Below are 22,217 nucleotides of genomic sequence, written 5' to 3' on the forward strand. Positions count from 1 at the left end.
GATTTATACCCGTTCAACCCATATTGGTGTACTGAAAGCCCATTGTTGATCTTTCTGACGTACCCTCACATAATAATAATCTGTATCTCTCTCAGGTTCGTTATCTTCCATATAGTGTTCAATGGTATAACAATCCTCAGGCATTGCCCTATTGAAGAGTATAGCCTCACTTAACCATCCTATCATAAAATGGCTACGCGAACCGACAAGCAATTCTCCCAATGAATGTTCAAAATGTTTCCCATTAAAATCAGCAGATAAAATTCCATCTTTAGGTATCTCCAATTCCAGAATTACAGCCTGAGTTGCAGGAGTTAATGTATTTGGGTTCTTAGTGGTGTAAAGTTTTAATTCTACAGAAGTATCCGTAGCTGAAAGAACGCGATTCACATGAGTATGGAATTCTGTTTCACCTTCCTGCGGAGATGTAAATGCTGCCCCTCTGAAACATGGTGTTACACTGAGTATACGTCCTTTATTGATACTTAATGCACCATTCCATGTAACATACTTTTCTTCACGGTTCCATCCGAATTCAACTTTTACTTTACAACGTACTGTATCATCTGCAGATACAATAGGACTCATAGGTCCGTTCATTCTTGCAAGCAGTTTACCGTTCTTAATGATATCAATATAATCTATACAACTCTGTCCTTCAACATTCAAATATATACGACGTTGGTTTCCTCTTACAACGTCACCCATAAAAGCATCATTAAGCCGGAAATCAATCAATATTTTATCACCGGTGGAACAGCATACATGACGATTAGCCATAGCATTCCACAATGCATCACGTGTAAGAGATGATGCCAATACTCCTATACGTCCATCACCATAACTTCCCGGATATCCGGAATGTTGGTCTGTAGAGCCCATAAGACCAAATTTATAACCACGCTCCAGACCACATAGTATTGTTCCTTCCCACTGACGTGGCCCCATATCGTGAAGATACGGATAGTCTCCCTGATCTGATTCTGCAAGACCATGGCGAGAATACATTTCTACGAAAGGTGTTTGTTTACCTTCAGTAAAGAAATCCCAATTATATCCTCTGTATCCAGTCTGGTAACCCATATGATGCGGAGTAATAAAGACTTTATGTCCACGAGCTTTCTGTTTCCAGTCTTCAATGGAAGTACATTCCACCAAAGGAGCGTCAAGATCATAATTTAGCGCTACATGATCACCGTGTTCCATACTATGAGCCTCATAACCAATAAATGCAAGAAATTCACCTTCCTTATTATATTCATTGGTCATAGCCACATATTTCTCATAACCACCCTGTCTAAGACGTTTAAATGCACCTGTATGATAATCTATTACCCATTTCAGACGAGGGTCATTTGCACCAGGAATATCAGGCCACATAGCATGTGGTGTAACACTTACAAAATCCAGCTGTGTCTTGGCTGCTTCGAATGCATCGCGCATATCACCATGTCCATAAGTCAAATTACAATGATTATGAAGGTCTCCCCAAAACATTTTATAAGGAGATTTGCTTGGCATTATTCTTTTTGCTTCCTTAGAACCAGGAGTACAAGAGCCGAGCAAGCTACCGGATGCAGCAATACCCAGCAATGACCATCCAGAAACTTCTAAAAATTTTCTTCTATCCATAATATTTGATTTTAGTTTTTTTATTTAATAAATATATACCGACAATTATTATAAAACAATAGGTAATACAAGATAATACCTATCAATGAGTTTTTACCCTATCCATAACTCTTCTATCTCCCTTAAAAAGAACTTTTTCTTTTTCTTCAGGATCATTGTCACCATACTCTTCTTGAGATTTTTCAAGTAAATTATGCATCATTTTCCTGACTTCACCATATGAAGAGTTTTCATATACATTATTCATTTCATCCGGATCTTCATCAAGATCATACAATTCCCATTCATCTATATCATTATAAAAATGAATAAGTTTATAACGATCTGTACGTATTCCATACTGACGTTTTACAGAATGTTCTGCCGGATATTCATAATAATGATAATATGTATTCTTACGCCAATCAGCCGGAACTTTTCCTGCATTATCAATTACAGGGCGAAGGGAACGTCCCTGCATATCCTTAGGGATTTCCACACCTGCATAATCCAAAAAAGTAGGTGCAAAATCAATATTCATACACAAAGCCTTGCTCTCACTTCCTGCCTCTATAGAACGCGGATATCGGATTATCAGTGGCATACGTGTTTCCTCATACATAAATCGCTTGTCAAACCATCCGTGTTCACCCAAGAAAAAACCTTGGTCTGAAGTATAAACAATAATAGTATTGTCTAGTTCTCCTATATCTTCAAGATGCTTCATCAGTCGCCCAACACTCTCATCTACAGACATTGCAGTAGCAAGATAATCACGCATATACTGTTGATATTTCCAACTCACAAGTTCACGTTCATTCATATTACCTTTGCGATATTCTTCTATTCTTTTGGCATATACTTCATCCCATTTTCTCTGAACATCTTCAGGCATACGTTTATAAACCTTGTATAAACGGTTAGTGGTGTCTCTTAACATATCATCTCTTGTAAGAAGTTTAAGATCCCAATCTTCAGTAAATGTCTTTTCCAAAGACATATCTTGTTCTTTTGATGCCTTTCCTCTTCCTTTATAATCATCAAACAAGGTCTGAGGTTCTGGGAAAACGGTATTGTTGAATATACCTAAATGTCGTGGAGCAGGCATCCAGTTACGATGCGGAGCCTTATGATGAAACATAAGACAAAATGGTTTTTTCTTATCCACTCTGTCTATATATTTTATAGCTTTATCTGTTATAATATCTGTCACATAACCTTTCTCTACTATTTTTTCACCATTTTCATTAAAATCCGGATCATAATAATCACCCTGCTCTTCTTGTCCAGTCAAAATACTCCAATAATCAAAACCTTTTGGTTCTGATATTAAATGCCACTTACCAACAATACCTGTCTGATAACCATTGTCATGTAAAAGGCTTATAAAAGTCTGCTGATCAGAATTAAAACGACTTGCATTATCCGTAAATCCATTTATATGACTCATTTTTCCAGTCAGAATACAGGCACGACTTGGACCTGATAAAGCATTTGTCGCATAACATCTATCCATCCGTATTCCTTCATTGGCTATACGGTCAAGATTAGGGGTCTGTATAAGATTTCCTCCATAACAAGACATTGCCTGGGTAGTATGGTCATCAGTCATTATAAAAACTATATTAGGTCTGTTATCTTCATGTTCTTTTTTACTACAACCCGTCACTGTGACACCCGCTACTGATAAACAAAAAGCTTTAAATATTATATTTCCCATATTTAAATGATTAATATGCAAGCCTACTCCTTGCCTGCTTTTATTAGTAATGGTGAATTATTTAATCGAAAAGATTTTAAGTAACAAAAATATGTTATCGTCAAGGTCAAATTAAATTATTGACCTTGCCATAAATTAACATATCAACATTTATTACAGTTAGCAAACTTTATACCTTTCAGATTCATGTACCTCTGCAAAGCTTCCAAATAATAATAATCTGCATAATTCAATGGTACATCTATTTCAGAACCATTAGGTAACGAACCTGTAGAATGCATAAGGATAAAGCCACAATTCTCACCTTTTTTTGCAAGATAATTATCTGACGAAAGACTTTTCAGTATTTTTTCCGCATAATCAAAATACACCTTTCCATCATCTAGCATTGTACTCATTTCAAGTAATGCTGAAGCTGTAACAGCAGCAGCCGAAGCATCACGTGGCGTTTCCTTTGTAACAGGAGCATCATAATCCCAATATGGTATTGCATCTTCAGTTTTTACACGATTCATTATCATATCTGCAATATTCTTTGCAAAATCAAGATATTTCTTATCACCTGTTTCACGATAACATGCAGTATATCCATATACAGCCCATGCTTGACCACGCGCCCAAGAAGAATCATCATTTTTACCCTGATGTGTTTGTTTGCGTTCTACACTACCATCATTATTATAACTAACCACATGCCAGCAAGTATAATCAGGCCTGAAATGGTTAGCCATGGTCTTATCTGCATGTTTTATTGCAACCTCCTTATATTTAGGATCTCCTGTAATCTTACTTACCGTAAATAACAAATCAAGATTCATCATATTATCTATGATTACAGGGAAATTCCAAGTTCCAAAATCCCAAGAACGGATACAAGATATATTCTCATCAAAACGTCCAATAAGATTATCGGCAGTTTCAATCATTACAGCATCAATTGTATCATTTTTTGCAAGACGTCGTGCATTTCCATAACTACAGTTTATCATAAATCCAAGATCGTGAGTTCCATTATAATATCTCACAGGATTCAAAAGGTTAGTATATTGAACAGCTTCATTTTTCAGTTCTTCATTTCCTGTAAGTTCATATGCGTACCACAGTGTCCCAGGGAAGAAGCCACTAGTCCAATCATATATACGGCACAACCTACGTTTACCTTCCATCTCAGGAGAAGGTTTCTTACGTAAAGAATCAACAAATGTAGCAGTATCTCTCTCCAATTGGCGTACTAGAAAATCCATATCATAGCCAACATGGATAGAACGTGGCTGCATGCCAGTACCACTAACTTCTTTAGCAGTAAGTAACAATTGTGACGTAGCTCTATCAAGAGCATTATCTATCCATTCATTATTGTCTGCCTTCTGTGTGTTTCCACAAGAGGCCATTACCAATGCTGCCGTTGCAGCGATAAAAAAGTTCCTTTTCATTCGCATCATGTATATGAATTATTATTTTTTTAAGTAATCATTTTAACTTTTACAAATCTAATTATTTTGTAAAGGAGCACGTTTCAATAATGTATTGGATAACACATTCAAAACAATTTTCAGTTGTAAATATGTATAATTTTATATCAATAATGTCCTATTAATACATGTCAGCACAAATAATCACTTGTAAAAAGTTATTTTAGTACATAAAATCTATATATTAGTTACTTTAAAATATTATTATTTTTACCTCATTCTTTTTAAACTTCTGAGATTGAATCCTACCATTATAGCATATACTTATACTCTGATTATTTTCACTTTTTATTTTTGCAAATTCAAGATTACCATCTTTCCATTTAATATCTACCGTATATCCACCTCTTGCTTTCAAACCTTTCACTTCACCATTCTTCCAGCTTTTAGGTAAAGCAGGCAATAAATGAATATTATTATTATGACTCTGCAATAACATCTCGGCAATACCAGCTGTAACACCGAAATTTCCATCTATTTGAAATGGCAAAGCATTCAACATGTTTCTATAAAGACCTCCACTGTTTTCAGCCTTCTTATTTACGTCTACATAATTAACCAAATTAGTCAATGCTTCATATGATTTTGACGCATCATACAAACGTGCCCACAAAGACACCTTCCAAGCCATGCTCCAACCTGTTGTTTTATTCCCTCTATCATATAGTGATTTACGTGCTGCATTGAATATATCCTCTTTATCCGAAGTTATTTCACATCCAGGATAAAGACCGAATAAATGTGAGACATGCCGATGATTAGGTTCCTTCTCAGTGTATTCTTTGTCCCATTCAAGCAATTGTCCTTTACTTCCTATCTTATAACCAGCCATATTTGAAACTTTATCTCTTAGCAAAAGCCTGAATTGTTCATCAATACTTAATATCTCAGAAGCTTTAATTGTTATGTCAAATAAATTCCTAATAAGCGCTTGATCCATCGTACTACCTGAACAAACAGATGCCTCTAATCCATTAGACATAATATAGGCATTTTCAGGTGATGTACTCACCGGAGTAACCCATCGTCCATCCTTATCCTTAACAAGCCATTCGGAATAAAATACAGAGGCTCCTTTAAGTATATCATAATACTTACTTAAAAACTCTTTATCTTCAGTATATAAATAATGTTCCCAAATATGGCTACATAGCCAAGCACCTGACGTATTCCAGAAAAACCAATAGACATAACCATCTGAAGGATACCCTTCCCTCCATATTGAAATATTATGATGTATGGCCCATCCATCAAGACCATACATATTACGTGCTATTCTTTTACCTTTCTCAGATATTTCCTCAATAAATTTAAATAATGGCATATGACATTCAGAAAGATTGGTAACCTCTGCCGGCCAATAATTCATTTCCAGATTTATATTCAATGTATAACCTGAGTTCCATGGGGGCAATCTTTTATCATTCCATAGACCTTGCAAATTTAAAGGTTGCCCTCCAGGCCTAGAACCTGAAATCATAAGATAACGACCAAATTGAAACAATTGAGCCAATAGCATTTGATCTTCTGTTTCATGAAATCTCTTTAAGCGTTCATCTGTAGGCAAAGATTTTTGTTTATCAGATGCCGGTAATTCCAGACTAACACGATTAAAGAGCGCTGTATAGTCTGAGATGTGTTCTTTATATAATTCATCATAATTCTTTCCCTCATTCTTTTTCATTACAGATTGTACTAGTTTGTGAGGATTTTTTCCTGCCATCACAGGGCTATTATCAAAGCCATTATAACTTGTTGCAGCATATATCATAAACACAATTTCACTACATGCATCAACCTTCAATGTATCATTCTCAATAAAAACATTACCATTGTGACTTAATACATCCAAACATGCTTCGAACAAAGTTCCTCTATCATCCAATCCGTCACCATATATTATATGTTCTTCTCTGATGACATTTTTCTCAGAATCAAAATATTCAGGATGTAAACGCTCTGTTTTAAAAGTCCTCATATGAGCAATATCTCTACGCTGGGCATGAGCCGGTGCCTGTCCTTTGATATAAATATTATTGTCGGTGGATACAAGTTTATAAGGATGTTCTGAAGAGATATATGCATCAAAATCTAAAATCGGTTTTTCCGCCGACAGTTTAATTATAATAGCCTGTGCTGGATAAGAAGCAAAAACTTCTCTTTTTACATGTACATTATTTATCCTATAGTCAGTCTTAACAACTGCCTTTGCCATGTCAAGACTATGCACATAGTCTGTTATATTTCCTTTATCTTTAAAATCAATATACAAATCTCCACAAGGTTGATAAGCCTCATTAAGCCTACCTATCCACTGATTCTGAATAATACTGTCAGCCTCATTATTTTTTCCTGATTCCAACAATCTTCTCACTTCATTCAGTTTCGATTGTACCGATATATCAAATGACTTTTCAGGGCCGCCACTATATAATGTATTTTCATTAAACTGAATACGTTCGCAGTCGGTATATCCAAAAACCATAGCTCCCAAACGTCCATTACCAACAGGAAGAGCTTCTTCCCAAGCACTTGCCGGTGAATTATACCATAATGTAAGATTATCAGCCTTTACTTCAAGCGAATAAAGTGCAAAAAATAAACATAAAATTCGTACTGTTAATTTCATAATTGTTTTTTTAGTATCAGATTATAATTCTCACCACGTATGGTAGATATTGTTACATAAGTTTCATTCCTCTGTTTATTGTATGAAACGTCAACCTTCTTCTGAATACATTCTATATTAAAAATTCCATTCAAGACGATTTTAGTGTCAAAAGGTTTCTCCTCCTGTATAACATCATCTTCAGTAAGTAATCCCATGTGATCTTTTGAAGCTCTACGCATATCAGGCTCGCATAATGACAGATTTATTTTATTGTCATCATCTTTTAAAATATAAGCTAATGGAATATTTACTTTTTTAACAATAAGATCTACATATTCCTTTTCTATATTAAACAATGCTCCACAAACAACACCTTTTTTATGATCTTTGACTATATGGGCATCATTGTTTTTAGAAATAATTTCTAATGGAGACTTTCGTGTAAGTAACTTTTCAGCTAAAGCTTTATCTTGATTTTTTATAATATAATATTCATATCCGGATAATTCAGGAGCTTTCCCATGCTGTATATAAGCACAAGAATGATTACCGTCTCTATCCAGTACAACATCTCCACTTTTAACTGCATATAATAAAGATGCGTCACCCAATATACAACCGTTATCTGTTTTTTCTTTCCATGCTTTATCAAAAGACTGAAATATTGTTGTTACTGTATTATGTTTATCATCATTATTCTGTATATCTGTGCCTAAACAAAGTATATAATCACCTATCGAAAAAACTGATTTATTTGCTCTGAAAGAGCTATCATAGGATATATCATGCATTCTAAAAGAAAACATTGATACATTTTCAAACCCATCGACACCTGCCAAAAAAGTTTCATCAGAAAAATGTCGATGTCCAGAACTTCCCCCTCCACGATCAATGAGTTCATTATCTGAAAGAACCTTTACCGTAGTCCCGGAGATATAATTCCAATTAAATTTTTCTTCTGCAGGATTAAATGATTTCTTTTTATTTTTCAAATCAAAATATTCCAATTGACCATAAGACAAATATCTTCCCTTAATATTCTCCTTATCAGAAGATTCAAAATCCCATATATAACGGCTGAAACCTTTTGCATTAAAATGTAAATTGGCTTCCTTCATAACCATTAATCCTGAATATGGCATAAACAGATTACCCTTAACATCACCTTCTGCTTCAATATTCAATGAGACAACTTTTTCCAACAGCTTCATTTCACCTAAAGTTGCAGTATAAGCAAGATTAGAATTTACAGTACGGGCATAATCCATAATCTTACCTCTATTTTCTGTATTATTCATTATTTTTTTTAGAGCCGCGATCAATTCGGTATCAGGTTTATCATAAGATAATGCAACATAAGCAAATGCAGGCAATAAATCCTGCAATACATCTTGTTTCATAGGGAAACGTCCTACTGTACCAGACGGAATTTCAAGATTGGCACTAAAGAAACGAAAAGTTAATAATCCTTTCTTCAAATTATCAACAGTAGTTTCCGACAAAGCATAAGGAGTATCATGCAATAAATATGCTATCAGCGCACCAGCATACAATGCATGTGGATAATAGGCACTATTATAAGCGCCACGATGATGATAACCAGAGAAGTCAGCCTTCAAAGTTCCGAAAAAGCCAGGAGCAATGCCTAACGCATTATCCATATAAGCTTTATAAGCTGTCAATGCTATTTGACGTTTATGCTTATCTTTAACAGACAATGCATATATCAGTTTAGGAATTGCCAAAGCACGAAGATTATCTGCTACCTCACCTGCATGATCAGGAAGGTTATAACATATTCCAAACATAGTAAACCAATATAAAGTATTTAACTCACGTTGGTAAACATTATCATTCAATTTATCTTTAACAAGAAAAAATGAATGAAAATACCCAGAACTCCTCAACTTTTCAAAACACAAGGTTCCTAAACCACTTCCATCAGCCCAACCTTGATCATTAAACCAGTCATAAATATATTTTATTTTGTTAAGGCTCTCCTCATTATTATTCTTTCTGAAATCCAATGCCAAAGGCAAAAGTATTTTCTCATTGAAATTACGGAACTGATATATTTTTTCACCATCAATTTTATTAGGTGAACACATAGGATACAATGGATATCCAACTGGAGTACCGTCTGATGAGTAATTAACTTTTATTTTTTCCGACAATTTTAACCCTTCCGAAACAAACTCAAATTCACTCTTCTCTCTTATATCGGTAAACAAGCCTTTAGACTGTATATTATTGCCAAGATACCAGTCTGTTAATCTATCAGAAATAATTTCTATATCACTATCATTAGCATATATGACATTATTAACCTTTTTTTCTGAATTCCTATAAAGCATAAAATCAGGAATCAAACTGAAATCTGTTCTATTTACATTATATTGAGCATCAGACATTTTCTGCCAAGATACATTTGGACTAAACTCTAAAAAATCAATATAAACAGTCCCGCCATCCTCGATATCAGGAAATATTAACTCAACATCTTTTATTTGAACTCTCTTGTCTATACCAATATCATCATGAAACTGTTGCCAATAACATCTCCATCCTGTAAAACCAAGTTTAAAATCAGAGCGTCCAACTTCTTTACCATCAATGTCTTTAAAAACAAAAACGGCGGTAGAACTAATAGACTTAGTATTATATATCCAAGCTGTTACACCGCCATTTTTATTATCTGAAGCCTTATCTATACCTATAGGTGAACACATAACCAGCTTTGCTCCAGATTTCCAATCAATTCGCAATGATTGTTTACCTAATTTAAATTTATCTTTAGAGACAAACAGCTTACCATTAAAAATATTAAAGTTTGAAGGTAATTCCTGTTGTTCAAAAGAATATATCTGTCCCATAACTTTCGGAACAATACTCAAAGTAAAAAATAAAAAACAGAATAAATATTTTAATTGCAACATAATCAAGACATTAGTACACTTACAAAAGTAGATAAAAGGTTAATATTAAATTATTCATAATCTTCTGAGTCCACTTAAAAGTGAACTCAGAAGAAATTATATAAAAATTATCTATCTGCCCTCTCAGGCACGTCATTCAATCGTCTTCTTGAAGGTTTAATATTATTCTTCCTCATCCATTGGTCCATCAAATCACGCAAACTTTCCAATTCTTCGTGATAAGCTTCTTCAACCACAAGATTACGCATTTCACCCCTATCATTAATCATATCGAACATCTGCTCACGATTGTTACCTTTATCATATATCACATATTTATAACGTGCCGTACGCAATGCCCATCCTCTGGTAGTGCCACCATCAAATAGAGTCTCTGTTACGTTATATTCTTTGTGTTTAAAGGATGAAGTACCGTTTTCCAAAACCGTTTTGAATGATATTCCATCTGATGATTTTGGACACTCTATACCGGCAAAATCACATATTGTAGCAAAAAAATCTACTCCATTATTAACAATCTGTGGAAGAACTGTTCCTGCATGTTTTTTCCCAGGCAAAGAAACTATTAATGGAATATTTACGACTTCCTCATATAATGCAGATTTCTGATTCCAGTTGTGTGCTCCTATACCATCACCATGATCACTGGAAAAAATTACAATTGTATTTTTCCATAGATTCTTATCATCAATAGCATCAATAATCTTACCTATTTCCTTATCTATTTTTTCAACTAACCTATAATAAACATAACGATACTTTCGCCAATCCTCTAAAGTATAATCAACCGATGGATAGACATTAAAATTACTCCTCTTTTCGTACTCTATCACTCCTGCGTCGTAAGGATTTTTGGCGAAATTGACAGGCAATCCAGGACAATCTCTAATATCAGGTTCTTGAATATTACCATAAGGCAAATTCTGTTTTCTTGCATATTCGCATATATTATGTGGATTATCAAAAGAAGCAACAAGAAAAAAAGGTTTGTCATGTTTTTGGGAAATATATTCCACACAAGCTTCTGCTAATCCGTAATCAGTGTGAGGATGAAGTTGGGAAAATCCAAATTCACCATCTGGTATATCCAAAACAGGTATATGCCATTTTCCTCCATATACACAATCATAGCCGCCTGCAGACATCAAGGTTCCTAAAGTAGTAGTATTAATCGAATCAGGCATATTGGCACCATTACGAAGCATACCTATGGTTCCAGGGTAATGTCCCGTAAACATGGCACTTCTGGAAGGGCCACTTAACGGAGCAGAACAATAAGCATTCTCAAAACGTATACCATTAGCAGCCAACCTATCCATATTTGGAGTTTTCAAATCGGGATTTCCAGTACAACTCATGGCCGAGGCTGTCTGTTGGTCTGTAAAAATATAAATTATGTTAGGCCTTTGTTGCGCTGTTGCAGTCATGGAGCTTATTCCAGACAAGAACAATGGCAACAACAATACATTATTATTAATATTCATAGTGACTCTTATTTTATATTACTTTCCAAAACCTTAGTCTTTCCATCTACTGTTACCTTCACTTTTACTCCATTTTCATTAAATGCTTTATTCACAAATTTAGCCTTAATATCAGGATAAGCAGTATTCGATTTTGATGGAGTAATCACAGTAATGTAACGTATCGGTTTAGAATCTTTCTTTTCAACATCAAATGCAACAGCTGTACGTGGAACTCTTTTACGATAAGCAACAGAACGCCATCCTTCCTTTTCTCTCAAAGAAATTTTATGTTCTGAAAAGCACTGCAACTTCACGTTACTGTCATCATTAAAATCTGTTGTCAAAATATTATTTTTCGAATCAATCTTTACATTGCCCTCACACAACTGATAATTTAAATTAACTGTACCTTTTGCATCTCCCACAGCTTCATCTACTATAACGAAATAACTGCCATCAACAAAGAATACAGTTCTGCGATGTTTTAACCCTTCATAATGAGGATTTTCAGTTACCAGGATTTGTACATTACCTTCCGGCTGCCATAGTTTTGTTACAGATTCTGTCGTATCAATAGTCCTTCCATCCAAAGTTAAAGTATTATGTACTTGAGTCTGGCGGAACCAATTACGTAATTTCATAACCTCTTCGTCACCGGCATAAACATATGCTCCACTATCAGGGAATAAATTTCTTCCGTTAAACCACAATTCAAATGTACCATTATCTGGTTGACAATGCCATTCTCCCTTCGGTCCAGCCTTTACAACCATTACTAAGGCATCATTTTCCCATCCGGTTCTAAATGTGAAGAAACCTGAAGCCAAAGAACCATGTGACAAATATGGAAGAGGTTTACCCTCTGTACCATTTGTTGCATAATATTTTATCCATTCGTTATCTGGAAAAACTTTTGACCATTCTTCATAATTACGTCTTTCCTCTTCCGGATCACCTAATTTAGCATCACTAAAGCAAGGATTAGAATAATCAGGGAAACAAATATTAGCATAAAATTCAATCATGCGTTCCATTATATCAACGTACTCTTGAGGAAATTCATTACGGAAACCATTCATTCCAGCCATGCGTAAAGCTTTCAGAAAGATGTTAATTGAGGCAAGATGATAATGAGGATCCAATTCATATTGTCCGCCATCTGAATATACCTGTTTTTTTACTTCTCGGTTAAGAATATCTATACCACTTTGTCTCCATACAGAAGCTTCCTTAAATTCAGGAAAGAATGTCCCCGCATAAACCATACGTTGAGCCTCGAAAAGCAAATGATTTCCCTGTTCTGAATAATTTCCCATTATATACTGAGCATGACGATGGTAATTTACCAAAAACTCAGTCAAGAATTCTGGAGTAAATGAAGGAGATATTTGATAAAGTAAAAACTGAATCGTTTGATCCTGCAAACGGTTACTTACTTCCAATGGTCTCCACGCAAACCTTACATTATCTTCCACAGCTCTGATTTCACCGGCACTTCCTTTATCAAATACTTCCTTTTCAACTTCCACCAAAGGATTCTTTTTTATCCAATCCATATATTGATATACCCATTCCTTGGCATATTTTTCATCACCGGATAATCTATATGCTTTACCCATAGGAGTAAACCATTTATGACGATGCAACTGCCAACGTAATTCGTTGTCTTGAACAGGCCAATATTCCCAATTTATATCCTTTCCATAGTTATACGAAGGCTGATATCCTTTATGAACAAAAAAAGTATGTTCCAAAGCATCATCTGCCCACTTTTGCTCTTCTGCTGTTATTTTGATGTTATTCAAATCTATATCAGGATGCTTTATAGACGTACGATTACGATAATAATCCAGTAATGCTGAAGATGCTTTTTCCCATTCCTGTTTATCACATGCAGCTTTTACTTGTTCCAACCCCGGATAATTCAAATCCAACATTTCAAAAACTTCTTTTCTTAATTCTTGAGAGTTTACCCCAAAAGGTATAGATAGAAACAATATTGCAATTATATATTTTAAAGTTTTCATTTTTTACACATTAAGAAGTTTAGAAGCTCTGCTTTTAAGGTATAAATTCTATTCATCAAGAATAATAATCACCTAAAAACAGAGCTTCACCCTAATCATTATTAAATACCTAACTATAATATTAATTATTCATAACCAGGATTATTTTTACCTTCCAAAGCAGGATTTGCTTGAATTTCACCCAATGGAATAGGGAATAACTCATGTTTGCCTTTTACAAACTTTTCACCAGCAACATATTTTCCCTTTAATTTTGTATCCATATTATCTTGGAAAAGTTTCAAGACATCACCCAAAACACCCCAACGAATAAGATCATACTTTCTTTGTCCTTCGAAAGCCAATTCAAATCCTCTTTCCCAATATAAAGCAGTACGAAAATCATCAGCACCACCACCGTTAAAGAAAGGCAAGTCATATAAGTTAGGCTGTACTGTCCTATACTCTTGAAGAGATGTAACAGGAGTAGCATTTGCACGTGTACGAACCATATTTAACAAATTCCATGCCTCAGGCGAATTTCCAATTTCATTATAGGCCTCTGCAGCCATCAAAACTACATCTGCATATCTCAAAGGACAGTAATTGACTCCTGTATTATTAGGATCAACAAAACCCAAAGGCATCCATTCTCTACGCCATTTTCCAGGATACCAATCTGTAGGTTTGTTTGCTGTACTTTTCTTCACATGATTATAAACATTTTTATCCCATTTCCATTGATAATCAACAATCATAACATCACGTCTTTCATCTGTTTCCTCAAAAAAGGCTTTCCAACAAGGCATTACACGGAAAAAAGCATTTGCTCGTCCCATAAACTTAGAATTCTCTGTAGGTTTACATCCTGGAGCATCAACAATTGGTCCGTTATATGTAGCCCAAGTCCCTGCGTTATCCGAGAAACTAGTACCAGTAGGATTGAATGCTATTTCCCATAGGCTTTCTCTGTTGTTCAAAATTCCAGCTGAATAGCTTTTAAACAACTCAGTGTAACCTCCATCATAAAATCCATGTCCTCCTTTATTCTGAATGGCAGTCCATTCAGCAATTACTGCATCAAAATAAGATTTTCTTAATTCTTCTGAAGGACGAGCCAACTTACCATCCATTTGTAAACTATATCCAGCTCGTTGTAAATAAACACGCATCAACAAAGCATGTGCAGCGACCTGATCAGGAGTTTCAGGAGAAGTATTTTTACCAACTTCTGGTAAATGAACTTTTGCAAAATTCAAATCTTCGATAATACTATTATATATTTCTTCTCTACTTACTCTACCTTTAAAAGCTTCTCCATATCCACCTGTATAAGTGGTTTTATATGGAACATCTCCCCAATATTTAATTAAATCGAAACTTAAAAATGCTCTTAAAAATTTAGCCTCAGCAACCATTGATTGAAGATTTTCATTCTCTGCATAGCCTGCCATCTGTTCAATATTTGCTATTGCAAAATTTGCTCGATCTATACCTTGATACTTATATTTCCATATATTTGCAACCCAAGTATTAGTTGATTTAACCATATAATGGGCAATATCTCGACGTGTATTGTCTGTTCCCGTTCCATTGATATAATATGTATCATCAGATGCCGGCATTGCCATTTCTGCCTGTCCATAATGATTATTATTTGACAAGCAATCATATATACCAATTACAGCCAATTTAGCCTTTGACTCAGAATCAAAGAAAGTATCTTTTTCATAATAGGAATCTGGTTCTTCTGTCAAGCTACAAGAAGCAAATCCCATACTTACAAATGCACTTAGTGCAATATATATAATTCTATAGTTTTTCATTGTCACTTATTTTTAATATTAGAAAGCAAGATTAATACCAAATACAAATGAACGGCTTCTTGGATAAGCTCCAAAGTCAACTCCTGGAGTAAGACCATTACCCATTGTTGATACTTCAGGATCAAAACCTGAATATCTCGTCCATGTCAAAAGATTGCTACCTGTAGCATATAGACGTAACTTAGAAACCCCTATCTTATTCAACATTGTCTTAGGGAAAGTATATCCTAAAGTTATATTACTTAATTTCAGATATGAACCATCCTCTACAGCCCATGAATGAATATATGTATCACCGATTTCATTATCCGCAATAGAAGCAATAGTTTTACCTTTGTTTATTGCAGCAAGTTCGTTTGGATCATTAACCCATTCACCTTTTTCATTTATCCATGTCCAACGGTTCTTACTATCAGCAACTGCCAATACATTCTTATTATCAAGAGCAGTCTTAGTATTAGTCAACTTTGTTGCATTGAAAACATCATTACCAAAACTGTAAGTCAAGAAAATACTCAAATCAAAGTTCTTATATGTAAAATTATTGTTTATACCACCATAGAATGTAGGATACGCATTACCTATCACAGTTTTATCATCTTCTGTAATCTTATTATCCTCACTGCCATCAAGATTCTTAAATTTCCACATACCTGGCTGTACATTATTTTTTTCACCCATATATGGAATACCGTCTTTTAAAGTATATGTTTGTGTAGCAGCATCATAAGTAAAATCTTCAACCTGATATATTCCATCTGTAACATATCCATACATTTGCCCTAACGGCTGTCCTACACCAATTATATGAGTATTTTGATTATATCCAAAACTAGCTTCCCATAACTGAACCTCTTCTCCTGTCAGTTTCTTAACAGAGTTTTTATTATGCGAGAATGTAATAGAAGTATCCCATGTGAAGTTCTTTGTCATAATGTTTGTAGTATTAATTGTCAAATCAATACCCATGTTCTGAGTTTCACCCGCATTAATAACCATAGAAGAGTAACCTGATGAATCTGGTAATTTAGCATTCAAAAGCAAATTACTACTTCTATTTAGATAAAATTCAGGTGAAATAGTAATACGCTGATTCAAGAAACCTAAATCCAAACCAACATTCAATGTCTTATTTGCCTCCCATTTCAAATCTGGGTTTGGCACCTGTTTTGATACATATCCTGATTGTGTAGAGTCACCGTTAGGATAAGTAACAGATCCCATAATAGCAAGGCTCTGATAACTGCTAATTCTATTATTACCAGCCAAACCATAACCTAAACGCAATTTCAAATCTGAAAATACATTCAAATCTTTAATAAATTCTTCTTCGGCCATACGCCATGCTGCAGAGAATGCAGGGAAATAACCCCATTTATTATTCTTACCGAATTTTGAAGATCCATCTGCACGTATTGAAGCTGTAAACAAATATTTATCCTTATAACCATAATTCACACGGCCAAAGAAAGAAAGTAACTTATCATCATAATTTACAGAAGATTTGGCTGTTCCAGGTAAACCGAGCGAAAGGTCACCTAGTCCAATTTCGTCATTAGGGAAGTTTGTTGCAACAGCCTGGAAACTACGAGTCCATTTATTTACATATTCCTGACCTACCATTGCAGTAATATCATGTCCATTTCCTTTCCAGTTGTAGTTCAACACATTAGAAGTCTGAAAACTTCCATTTTCAATATTTTCTATACTACCATTGATACTAGTACGCTTTCCAGTAACAGATTTATCACCATAAAAGATGTCATTTCTTCTTGTTTGATAACGCATACCTGTCGTATTACGGAAGGACAAACCTTTAAACAACTGAAAAGTAAACCCTCCATTAGCTTGGAATGTACGATATTCACGATCCTTAGTTTCCTCAGCTGCTGATAATAACGGGTTTTGCATTACATTTCCTGCATCATCAACAAATAAAGGGTCTTCATCTCCCAACAAATCCATATCATCACCATTTATACCAATAGTAGGACGATACTGAAGTATATGCTGCATTTTATTAAAGCGGTCTCCACCTTCAGATGTTCCCATACCTTCTATACGCATTTGGTCAAAACTCATACGAGCATTTACAGACAAGCGTTCGTTTACCTTACTATTAAGATTAAAAGAGATATTGTGTTTTGTGCTACCACTATACACCATAGCACCTTCTTCATCATAATATGAATAAGCCATACTATAATTTAACTTGTCATTTCCACCAGAAACTCCCACACGATAATTCTGAGTCAAAGCAGTACGTCCTAAAGTCTGATCTTGCCAATCAATACCCTTACGATTTAAATAGTTAGTCTCAATATCACTATATTTTCCATATATTTCCTCAAAACTTTCAACGGCATTCTGCCAAGATTCCTCAGTACCTCTCTGATCATATACCTTACGTTCATAATCCAGCTTAACAAATTCATATGGAGAAAGTACATCTAATTTTTTGGCTATTTTCTTAAAACCTACATAACTATCAAATGTAACAGTAACTTTACCTCCACCTTTAGAACCAGACTTTGTAGTTATAACAACAACACCATTTGCACCACGTGCTCCATATATAGCTGTTGCAGACGCATCCTTTAATATGTCAATAGTTTCTATTTCAGCAGGGTCAAGAGTTGACATTCCATCTTCGCTTGGGAAACCATCTATAATATAAAGAGGCTCATTGCTTTGTGTAATTGATATACCACCACGTACACGAATAGAAATTGAAGCTCCAGGAGTACCTTCACTCTGCATAACCTGAACACCGGCCATACGTCCTGAAAGCGCTTGTGTAATATCGCTTGTAGGGACTTTCAAAAGCTCCTTACTATTTACAGAAGCAACAGAACCTGTAAGATCCTTTCGTTTGACAGTTGCATAACCAATTGCAACAACTTCATCAAGAAGAACAGCATCAGCTTTAAGTTGAACATCAATGACTGTTTTGCCATTAACCTTAACTTCCTGAGTCTGCATACCTACATAAGAGAATACCAACACTGCTTTTGATGGATCATCAATAGTTAAAGAATAATTACCTGTCATGTCTGTGACAGTACCTACGGTTGGCGCCCCCTTAAGGACAACACTACCACCAATAACTTCGTAGCCATCAGCGTCTGTTACCTTTCCGGTAACCGTAACCTGTGCATATAATGATACGCCCAAGGCTACCATAAAAAATAATAAAATGAATCTTTTAAAACAACTCATAATAAATAATAATTTTAAGGTTTAAATTAATTATTTTGATTTTGTCATATGCAAAATTACATACATAAAGACAGAACACTTTTCAATATTGTCCCAATTGACACACTAAGCTCTAATTATAATATTATTTTTGTTGAATAAAATATTAAAATTATACATGTGATACTTTACAATCTTATTTTCAGGTAACGTTATAGCGTTTAGTTCCAAAATGGAATGAGTTTTAAGCATGATAAAGCTATATTGATTTAAGGATGTATAAAAACATTTTAGACGCCGATATTAAAGTACCGGCGTCTAAAATGTTTCAAATTTATATATAGTTATCTGTCTATATACTTGATTCGGAGAAAGAGCAGTTGAAGGAAAATTTAAATGATTCGGAGAATCAGGGAAATGCTGCATTTCCAAACAGAATCCTGCATATTGCATATATCTTTTGTTTCCATGACCTATCCAACGTTTCATATCAGAATTTGAAATATAGAATTGCATTCCAGGTTCAGTAGTATAAGCCTTTAAACGTCGACCACTTTTCTGATGCTCTACTATAGCCGCAAGCGATAATTCTCCATCTGTCTTGCTTAACTTATACGAAGTGTCGTATTTATACTCACCATCAGATAACGGAAAAGATATTTTACGATAATGCATAAAATCATAATCTGATTTTTTTACAGAGACAATCTCACCTGTTGGAATACCACCACTGTCAGTGACTAACATCGAATCCGCCTTTATATAAAAATTATGACTTAATACATTTTCATTACATCCAGATAAATTAAAATAACTATGGTTCGTAAAATTTACTACAGTTGGTGCATCTGTATGTGCTTCATAGTTCAGGATTATTTCATTATTATCAGTCAAAGTATATGATATTGAAAAATCCAAATTACCTGGAAATCCTCCATCCAAATGAGGGCTTCTACAAGCAAAAACAATCGTAGCTTTATTTAAATCACAAGAGATATCACAAACATCAAATACTCTTAGATTGAAGCCTTTGCTTCCACCATGTATAGAATGTATCCCTTTATTATTCTTTTCCAATATATAATGCTTTCCATCTAACTCAAACTCAGCATTTTTTATTCTGTTAGCATAACGTCCCACTGTACTTCCATACTTCGGATTAGGCTTGGTATATTCAGATATAGAATCAAAACCTAAAACCACAGATTCCATTTTACCATTCCTGTCTGGTACAGAAACATCTGTAAGAGCTGCTGCATAATTTGTAAGCCTGATAGCCATTCCAGATGAATTTATCATTTCATACTGGAACAATGTATCATTATCAATTAAAACTGTATCTATACAGGAAACCGTAACATTTCTAACTTTATCGGAATTCACACATCCGGTACTTACTGAACAGAATATCACAAATAAGGTGAGAATATGATTTCTTATGTTTTTTATCATTTTATGTTATCGCATACATTTATTAATACAGAGATTTTACTACTTCCTCGGTTAAACGAGATCTTCAAGGGTACCATAGCAAAACCAGGAACCGGATTAAAGGCTCTTCCATCAGAATCAACGGGCATTAATGATAAATTACCGGATAAGACATTAATTTCCAAATCAGAACTATTACCATTACATATCCATCTATTATTATGCAAAGATGTTTTATTTATTTTAGAAGCAATAACTGGTAATACCAGACTTACACCATCTACCGTACTTTCTGCTTCTATTATAATATTTTCTTTATCAAATATATAAGTAATATCCACTGGTGTGACTCCTTGCGAAGGAGACTCTTGTTCGCATGTTACCAGATGAGTTTTAATTTTAAATATATGTTTATTATCTGATTTTGTATAAATAACATCAGTATCCAAATCATCCAGGTTTGAATACAGCTTCCCATCTTTTATGAATTCCAGTCGTGGACTTCCACCAACTATATATTTACGATTTACATGCTGCATGTTAGGCGCTTCAATCATTTTATACATATTAGTAGTGGAAGCAAATATAGGTCCGAACTTTTCATGCCACAACATTGACAACACTCCTCCCATAGGATGAGTACCTTTAACCTTATATTCAGCATCATATCCGGTAACAGTAGCTCTCCATTGTCCTTCGGAAACAAGCCACGTTCTTATATCCTTAAAAAATTTTACCCCATATTCCTTATCTCTTGGCAAAGTTACAACTTCATTACTTATTCCCACCTTACATCCCAAAAACGAAGTAAGGGCCTTTGAATGCCCAAAAGTGTGATGTATGCAAGGTTGAATATTCAAATCATTATAATGCAGTCCTCCAAAAAGTAATCCATTATGTGTAGCATTCCTTAAAAGTTTTATATTTCTATATATCGCCTCCATATACTCTGGATGATTTGTTGACATTAAACCATATCCACCCATAAAGCCATCACTTGTACGTCCACCCCAATAAGTCCACTTGAAACTACGTGTACCCCAACTGTTATCCCATGCCCCATCAGGCAGCATAAACTCCAAATGTGTATTCATTGATTTCACTATCAATTTCTCAAGTTCTTTATCACCTGACAAAAGAGCATAATATGCCATATTAGGCAAAGATTCCTCAACATTATATAACAAATCAACTGGACGGCATCCATTCTTCGTTTCGCTTGTTATATTTGGACCTTCACCAAAAAGGAAACAATCATTTTTAGTAAAATACTGTCTTAAATCGAATGCAATTTCTTTTGCTTTATTCTTAAAATCTTCTCTTTCAAATATATCACCAAGCAAATACAAGGCATAAGTAGCGGAAGCTGAATAATTAACATTCATATTACGCATACCTTCTCGTTTGCGACTATATATAAATCTGTTATTAAGAATAAACTCACCAGAAGACTCTAAATACTTTTTCCACGTATCAAGTGTCGCTTCATCCAACAAATGACCATGATATTTTACAGCCTCGCCAAGTGCTATTGCAAAAAAGACTGTTGTCCCATTCCAATCAGATACATTTACATCATTCATCCATGATCCATCAGGCTGACGTACCGTTTCCATCCACTTTATTAATCGTTTTGCGGCATTCAGATATTTATCATCTCCTGTTTTATCTGCCATATACATTAAAGGAAGTACGAAATCGCCTATACGTCCATGTATTCGAGCACAAGCAGGACAAATTATGCCACCATCTAAAGTCGGATACTTTGATTCATATTGTAATGTCAATAATGTATCCACCCATTCTTGAAGAAGAGTCTCTGCCTCAAGATTAATTTTATCTTTTGTCAGATTGCTACTTACATTATTACCGTATAAGACAAAAGATATTAACGCCATCAATATTACAGTTAACTGCCTTTTCATCATCACGAAAACATA

11 protein-coding genes are annotated in these 22,217 nt (G+C 34.6%); all 11 read right to left on the reverse strand.

Annotated elements, in window-relative coordinates:
- Positions 1 to 3: 3 nt before the first annotated feature.
- On the reverse strand, positions 4 to 1,632 hold the full coding sequence (locus tag H6A61_RS03465; RefSeq protein WP_204391008.1) for a Tat pathway signal sequence: 1,629 nt from the start codon (positions 1,630 to 1,632) through the stop codon (positions 4 to 6).
- An 82-nt stretch (positions 1,633 to 1,714) separates the two neighbouring features.
- Positions 1,715 to 3,331 carry a sulfatase family protein gene (locus H6A61_RS03470; protein ID WP_204391009.1) on the reverse strand — a complete coding sequence of 539 codons (1,617 nt, stop codon included), beginning with the start codon at positions 3,329 to 3,331 and terminating at the stop codon, positions 1,715 to 1,717.
- A gap of 143 nt (positions 3,332 to 3,474) precedes the next feature.
- Entirely contained in the window at positions 3,475 to 4,773 is a 1,299-nt protein-coding gene (locus tag H6A61_RS03475) for a DUF4995 domain-containing protein (protein ID WP_204391011.1), read from the reverse strand.
- Positions 4,774 to 4,996: 223 nt separating this feature from the next.
- Positions 4,997 to 7,432, reverse strand: coding sequence for a glycoside hydrolase family 95 protein (locus H6A61_RS03480; RefSeq protein WP_204391014.1), 2,436 nt, complete (start codon positions 7,430 to 7,432; stop codon positions 4,997 to 4,999).
- On the reverse strand, positions 7,429 to 10,350 hold the full coding sequence (locus H6A61_RS03485) for a chondroitinase family polysaccharide lyase (protein WP_204391016.1): 2,922 nt from the start codon (positions 10,348 to 10,350) through the stop codon (positions 7,429 to 7,431). The genes H6A61_RS03480 and H6A61_RS03485 overlap by 4 nt, the downstream gene beginning before the upstream one ends.
- Before the next feature lie 107 nt (positions 10,351 to 10,457).
- On the reverse strand, positions 10,458 to 11,834 hold the full coding sequence (locus H6A61_RS03490) for a sulfatase family protein (RefSeq protein WP_204391018.1): 1,377 nt from the start codon (positions 11,832 to 11,834) through the stop codon (positions 10,458 to 10,460).
- Between the two features lie 8 nt (positions 11,835 to 11,842).
- Positions 11,843 to 13,843: a heparin-sulfate lyase HepC gene (hepC, locus tag H6A61_RS03495; RefSeq protein WP_204391019.1), complete on the reverse strand. Its 2,001-nt coding sequence runs from the start codon at positions 13,841 to 13,843 to the stop codon at positions 11,843 to 11,845.
- A 125-nt stretch (positions 13,844 to 13,968) separates the two neighbouring features.
- Complete coding sequence (locus H6A61_RS03500; RefSeq protein WP_204391020.1) at positions 13,969 to 15,648, reverse strand: RagB/SusD family nutrient uptake outer membrane protein; 1,680 nt, start codon at positions 15,646 to 15,648, stop codon at positions 13,969 to 13,971.
- An 18-nt stretch (positions 15,649 to 15,666) separates the two neighbouring features.
- Positions 15,667 to 18,867: a SusC/RagA family TonB-linked outer membrane protein gene (locus H6A61_RS03505; protein WP_204391021.1), complete on the reverse strand. Its 3,201-nt coding sequence runs from the start codon at positions 18,865 to 18,867 to the stop codon at positions 15,667 to 15,669.
- 297 nt (positions 18,868 to 19,164) lie between these two features.
- Positions 19,165 to 20,298 (reverse strand): aldose epimerase family protein, encoded by a 1,134-nt coding sequence (locus H6A61_RS03510; protein ID WP_204391022.1) that lies wholly within the window; start codon positions 20,296 to 20,298, stop codon positions 19,165 to 19,167.
- Positions 20,295 to 22,202, reverse strand: a complete 1,908-nt coding sequence (locus tag H6A61_RS03515) for a hypothetical protein (protein ID WP_430746772.1) — start codon at positions 22,200 to 22,202, stop codon at positions 20,295 to 20,297. Before H6A61_RS03515 ends, H6A61_RS03510 begins: the two co-directional genes overlap by 4 nt.
- Positions 22,203 to 22,217 lie beyond the last annotated feature (15 nt).

It is taken from the genome of Bacteroides caecigallinarum, assembly GCF_016901995.1.
GTDB lineage: Bacteria > Bacteroidota > Bacteroidia > Bacteroidales > Bacteroidaceae > Phocaeicola > Phocaeicola cellulolyticus.

What these genes read in the sequence shown, in the direction of transcription:
- H6A61_RS03505 (WP_204391021.1), bottom strand. Translation starts at nt 18,867, where the DNA reads ATGAGTTGTTTTAAAAGATTCATTTTATTATTTTTTATGGTAGCCTTG.
- H6A61_RS03515 (WP_430746772.1), bottom strand. Translation starts at nt 22,202, where the DNA reads ATGAAAAGGCAGTTAACTGTAATATTGATGGCGTTAATATCTTTTGTC.
- H6A61_RS03480 (WP_204391014.1), bottom strand. Translation starts at nt 7,432, where the DNA reads ATGAAATTAACAGTACGAATTTTATGTTTATTTTTTGCACTTTATTCG.
- hepC (WP_204391019.1), bottom strand. Translation starts at nt 13,843, where the DNA reads ATGAAAACTTTAAAATATATAATTGCAATATTGTTTCTATCTATACCT.
- H6A61_RS03500 (WP_204391020.1), bottom strand. Translation starts at nt 15,648, where the DNA reads ATGAAAAACTATAGAATTATATATATTGCACTAAGTGCATTTGTAAGT.
- H6A61_RS03485 (WP_204391016.1), bottom strand. Translation starts at nt 10,350, where the DNA reads ATGTTGCAATTAAAATATTTATTCTGTTTTTTATTTTTTACTTTGAGT.
- H6A61_RS03465 (WP_204391008.1), bottom strand. Translation starts at nt 1,632, where the DNA reads ATGGATAGAAGAAAATTTTTAGAAGTTTCTGGATGGTCATTGCTGGGT.
- H6A61_RS03510 (WP_204391022.1), bottom strand. Translation starts at nt 20,298, where the DNA reads ATGATAAAAAACATAAGAAATCATATTCTCACCTTATTTGTGATATTC.
- H6A61_RS03490 (WP_204391018.1), bottom strand. Translation starts at nt 11,834, where the DNA reads ATGAATATTAATAATAATGTATTGTTGTTGCCATTGTTCTTGTCTGGA.
- H6A61_RS03475 (WP_204391011.1), bottom strand. Translation starts at nt 4,773, where the DNA reads ATGATGCGAATGAAAAGGAACTTTTTTATCGCTGCAACGGCAGCATTG.
- H6A61_RS03470 (WP_204391009.1), bottom strand. Translation starts at nt 3,331, where the DNA reads ATGGGAAATATAATATTTAAAGCTTTTTGTTTATCAGTAGCGGGTGTC.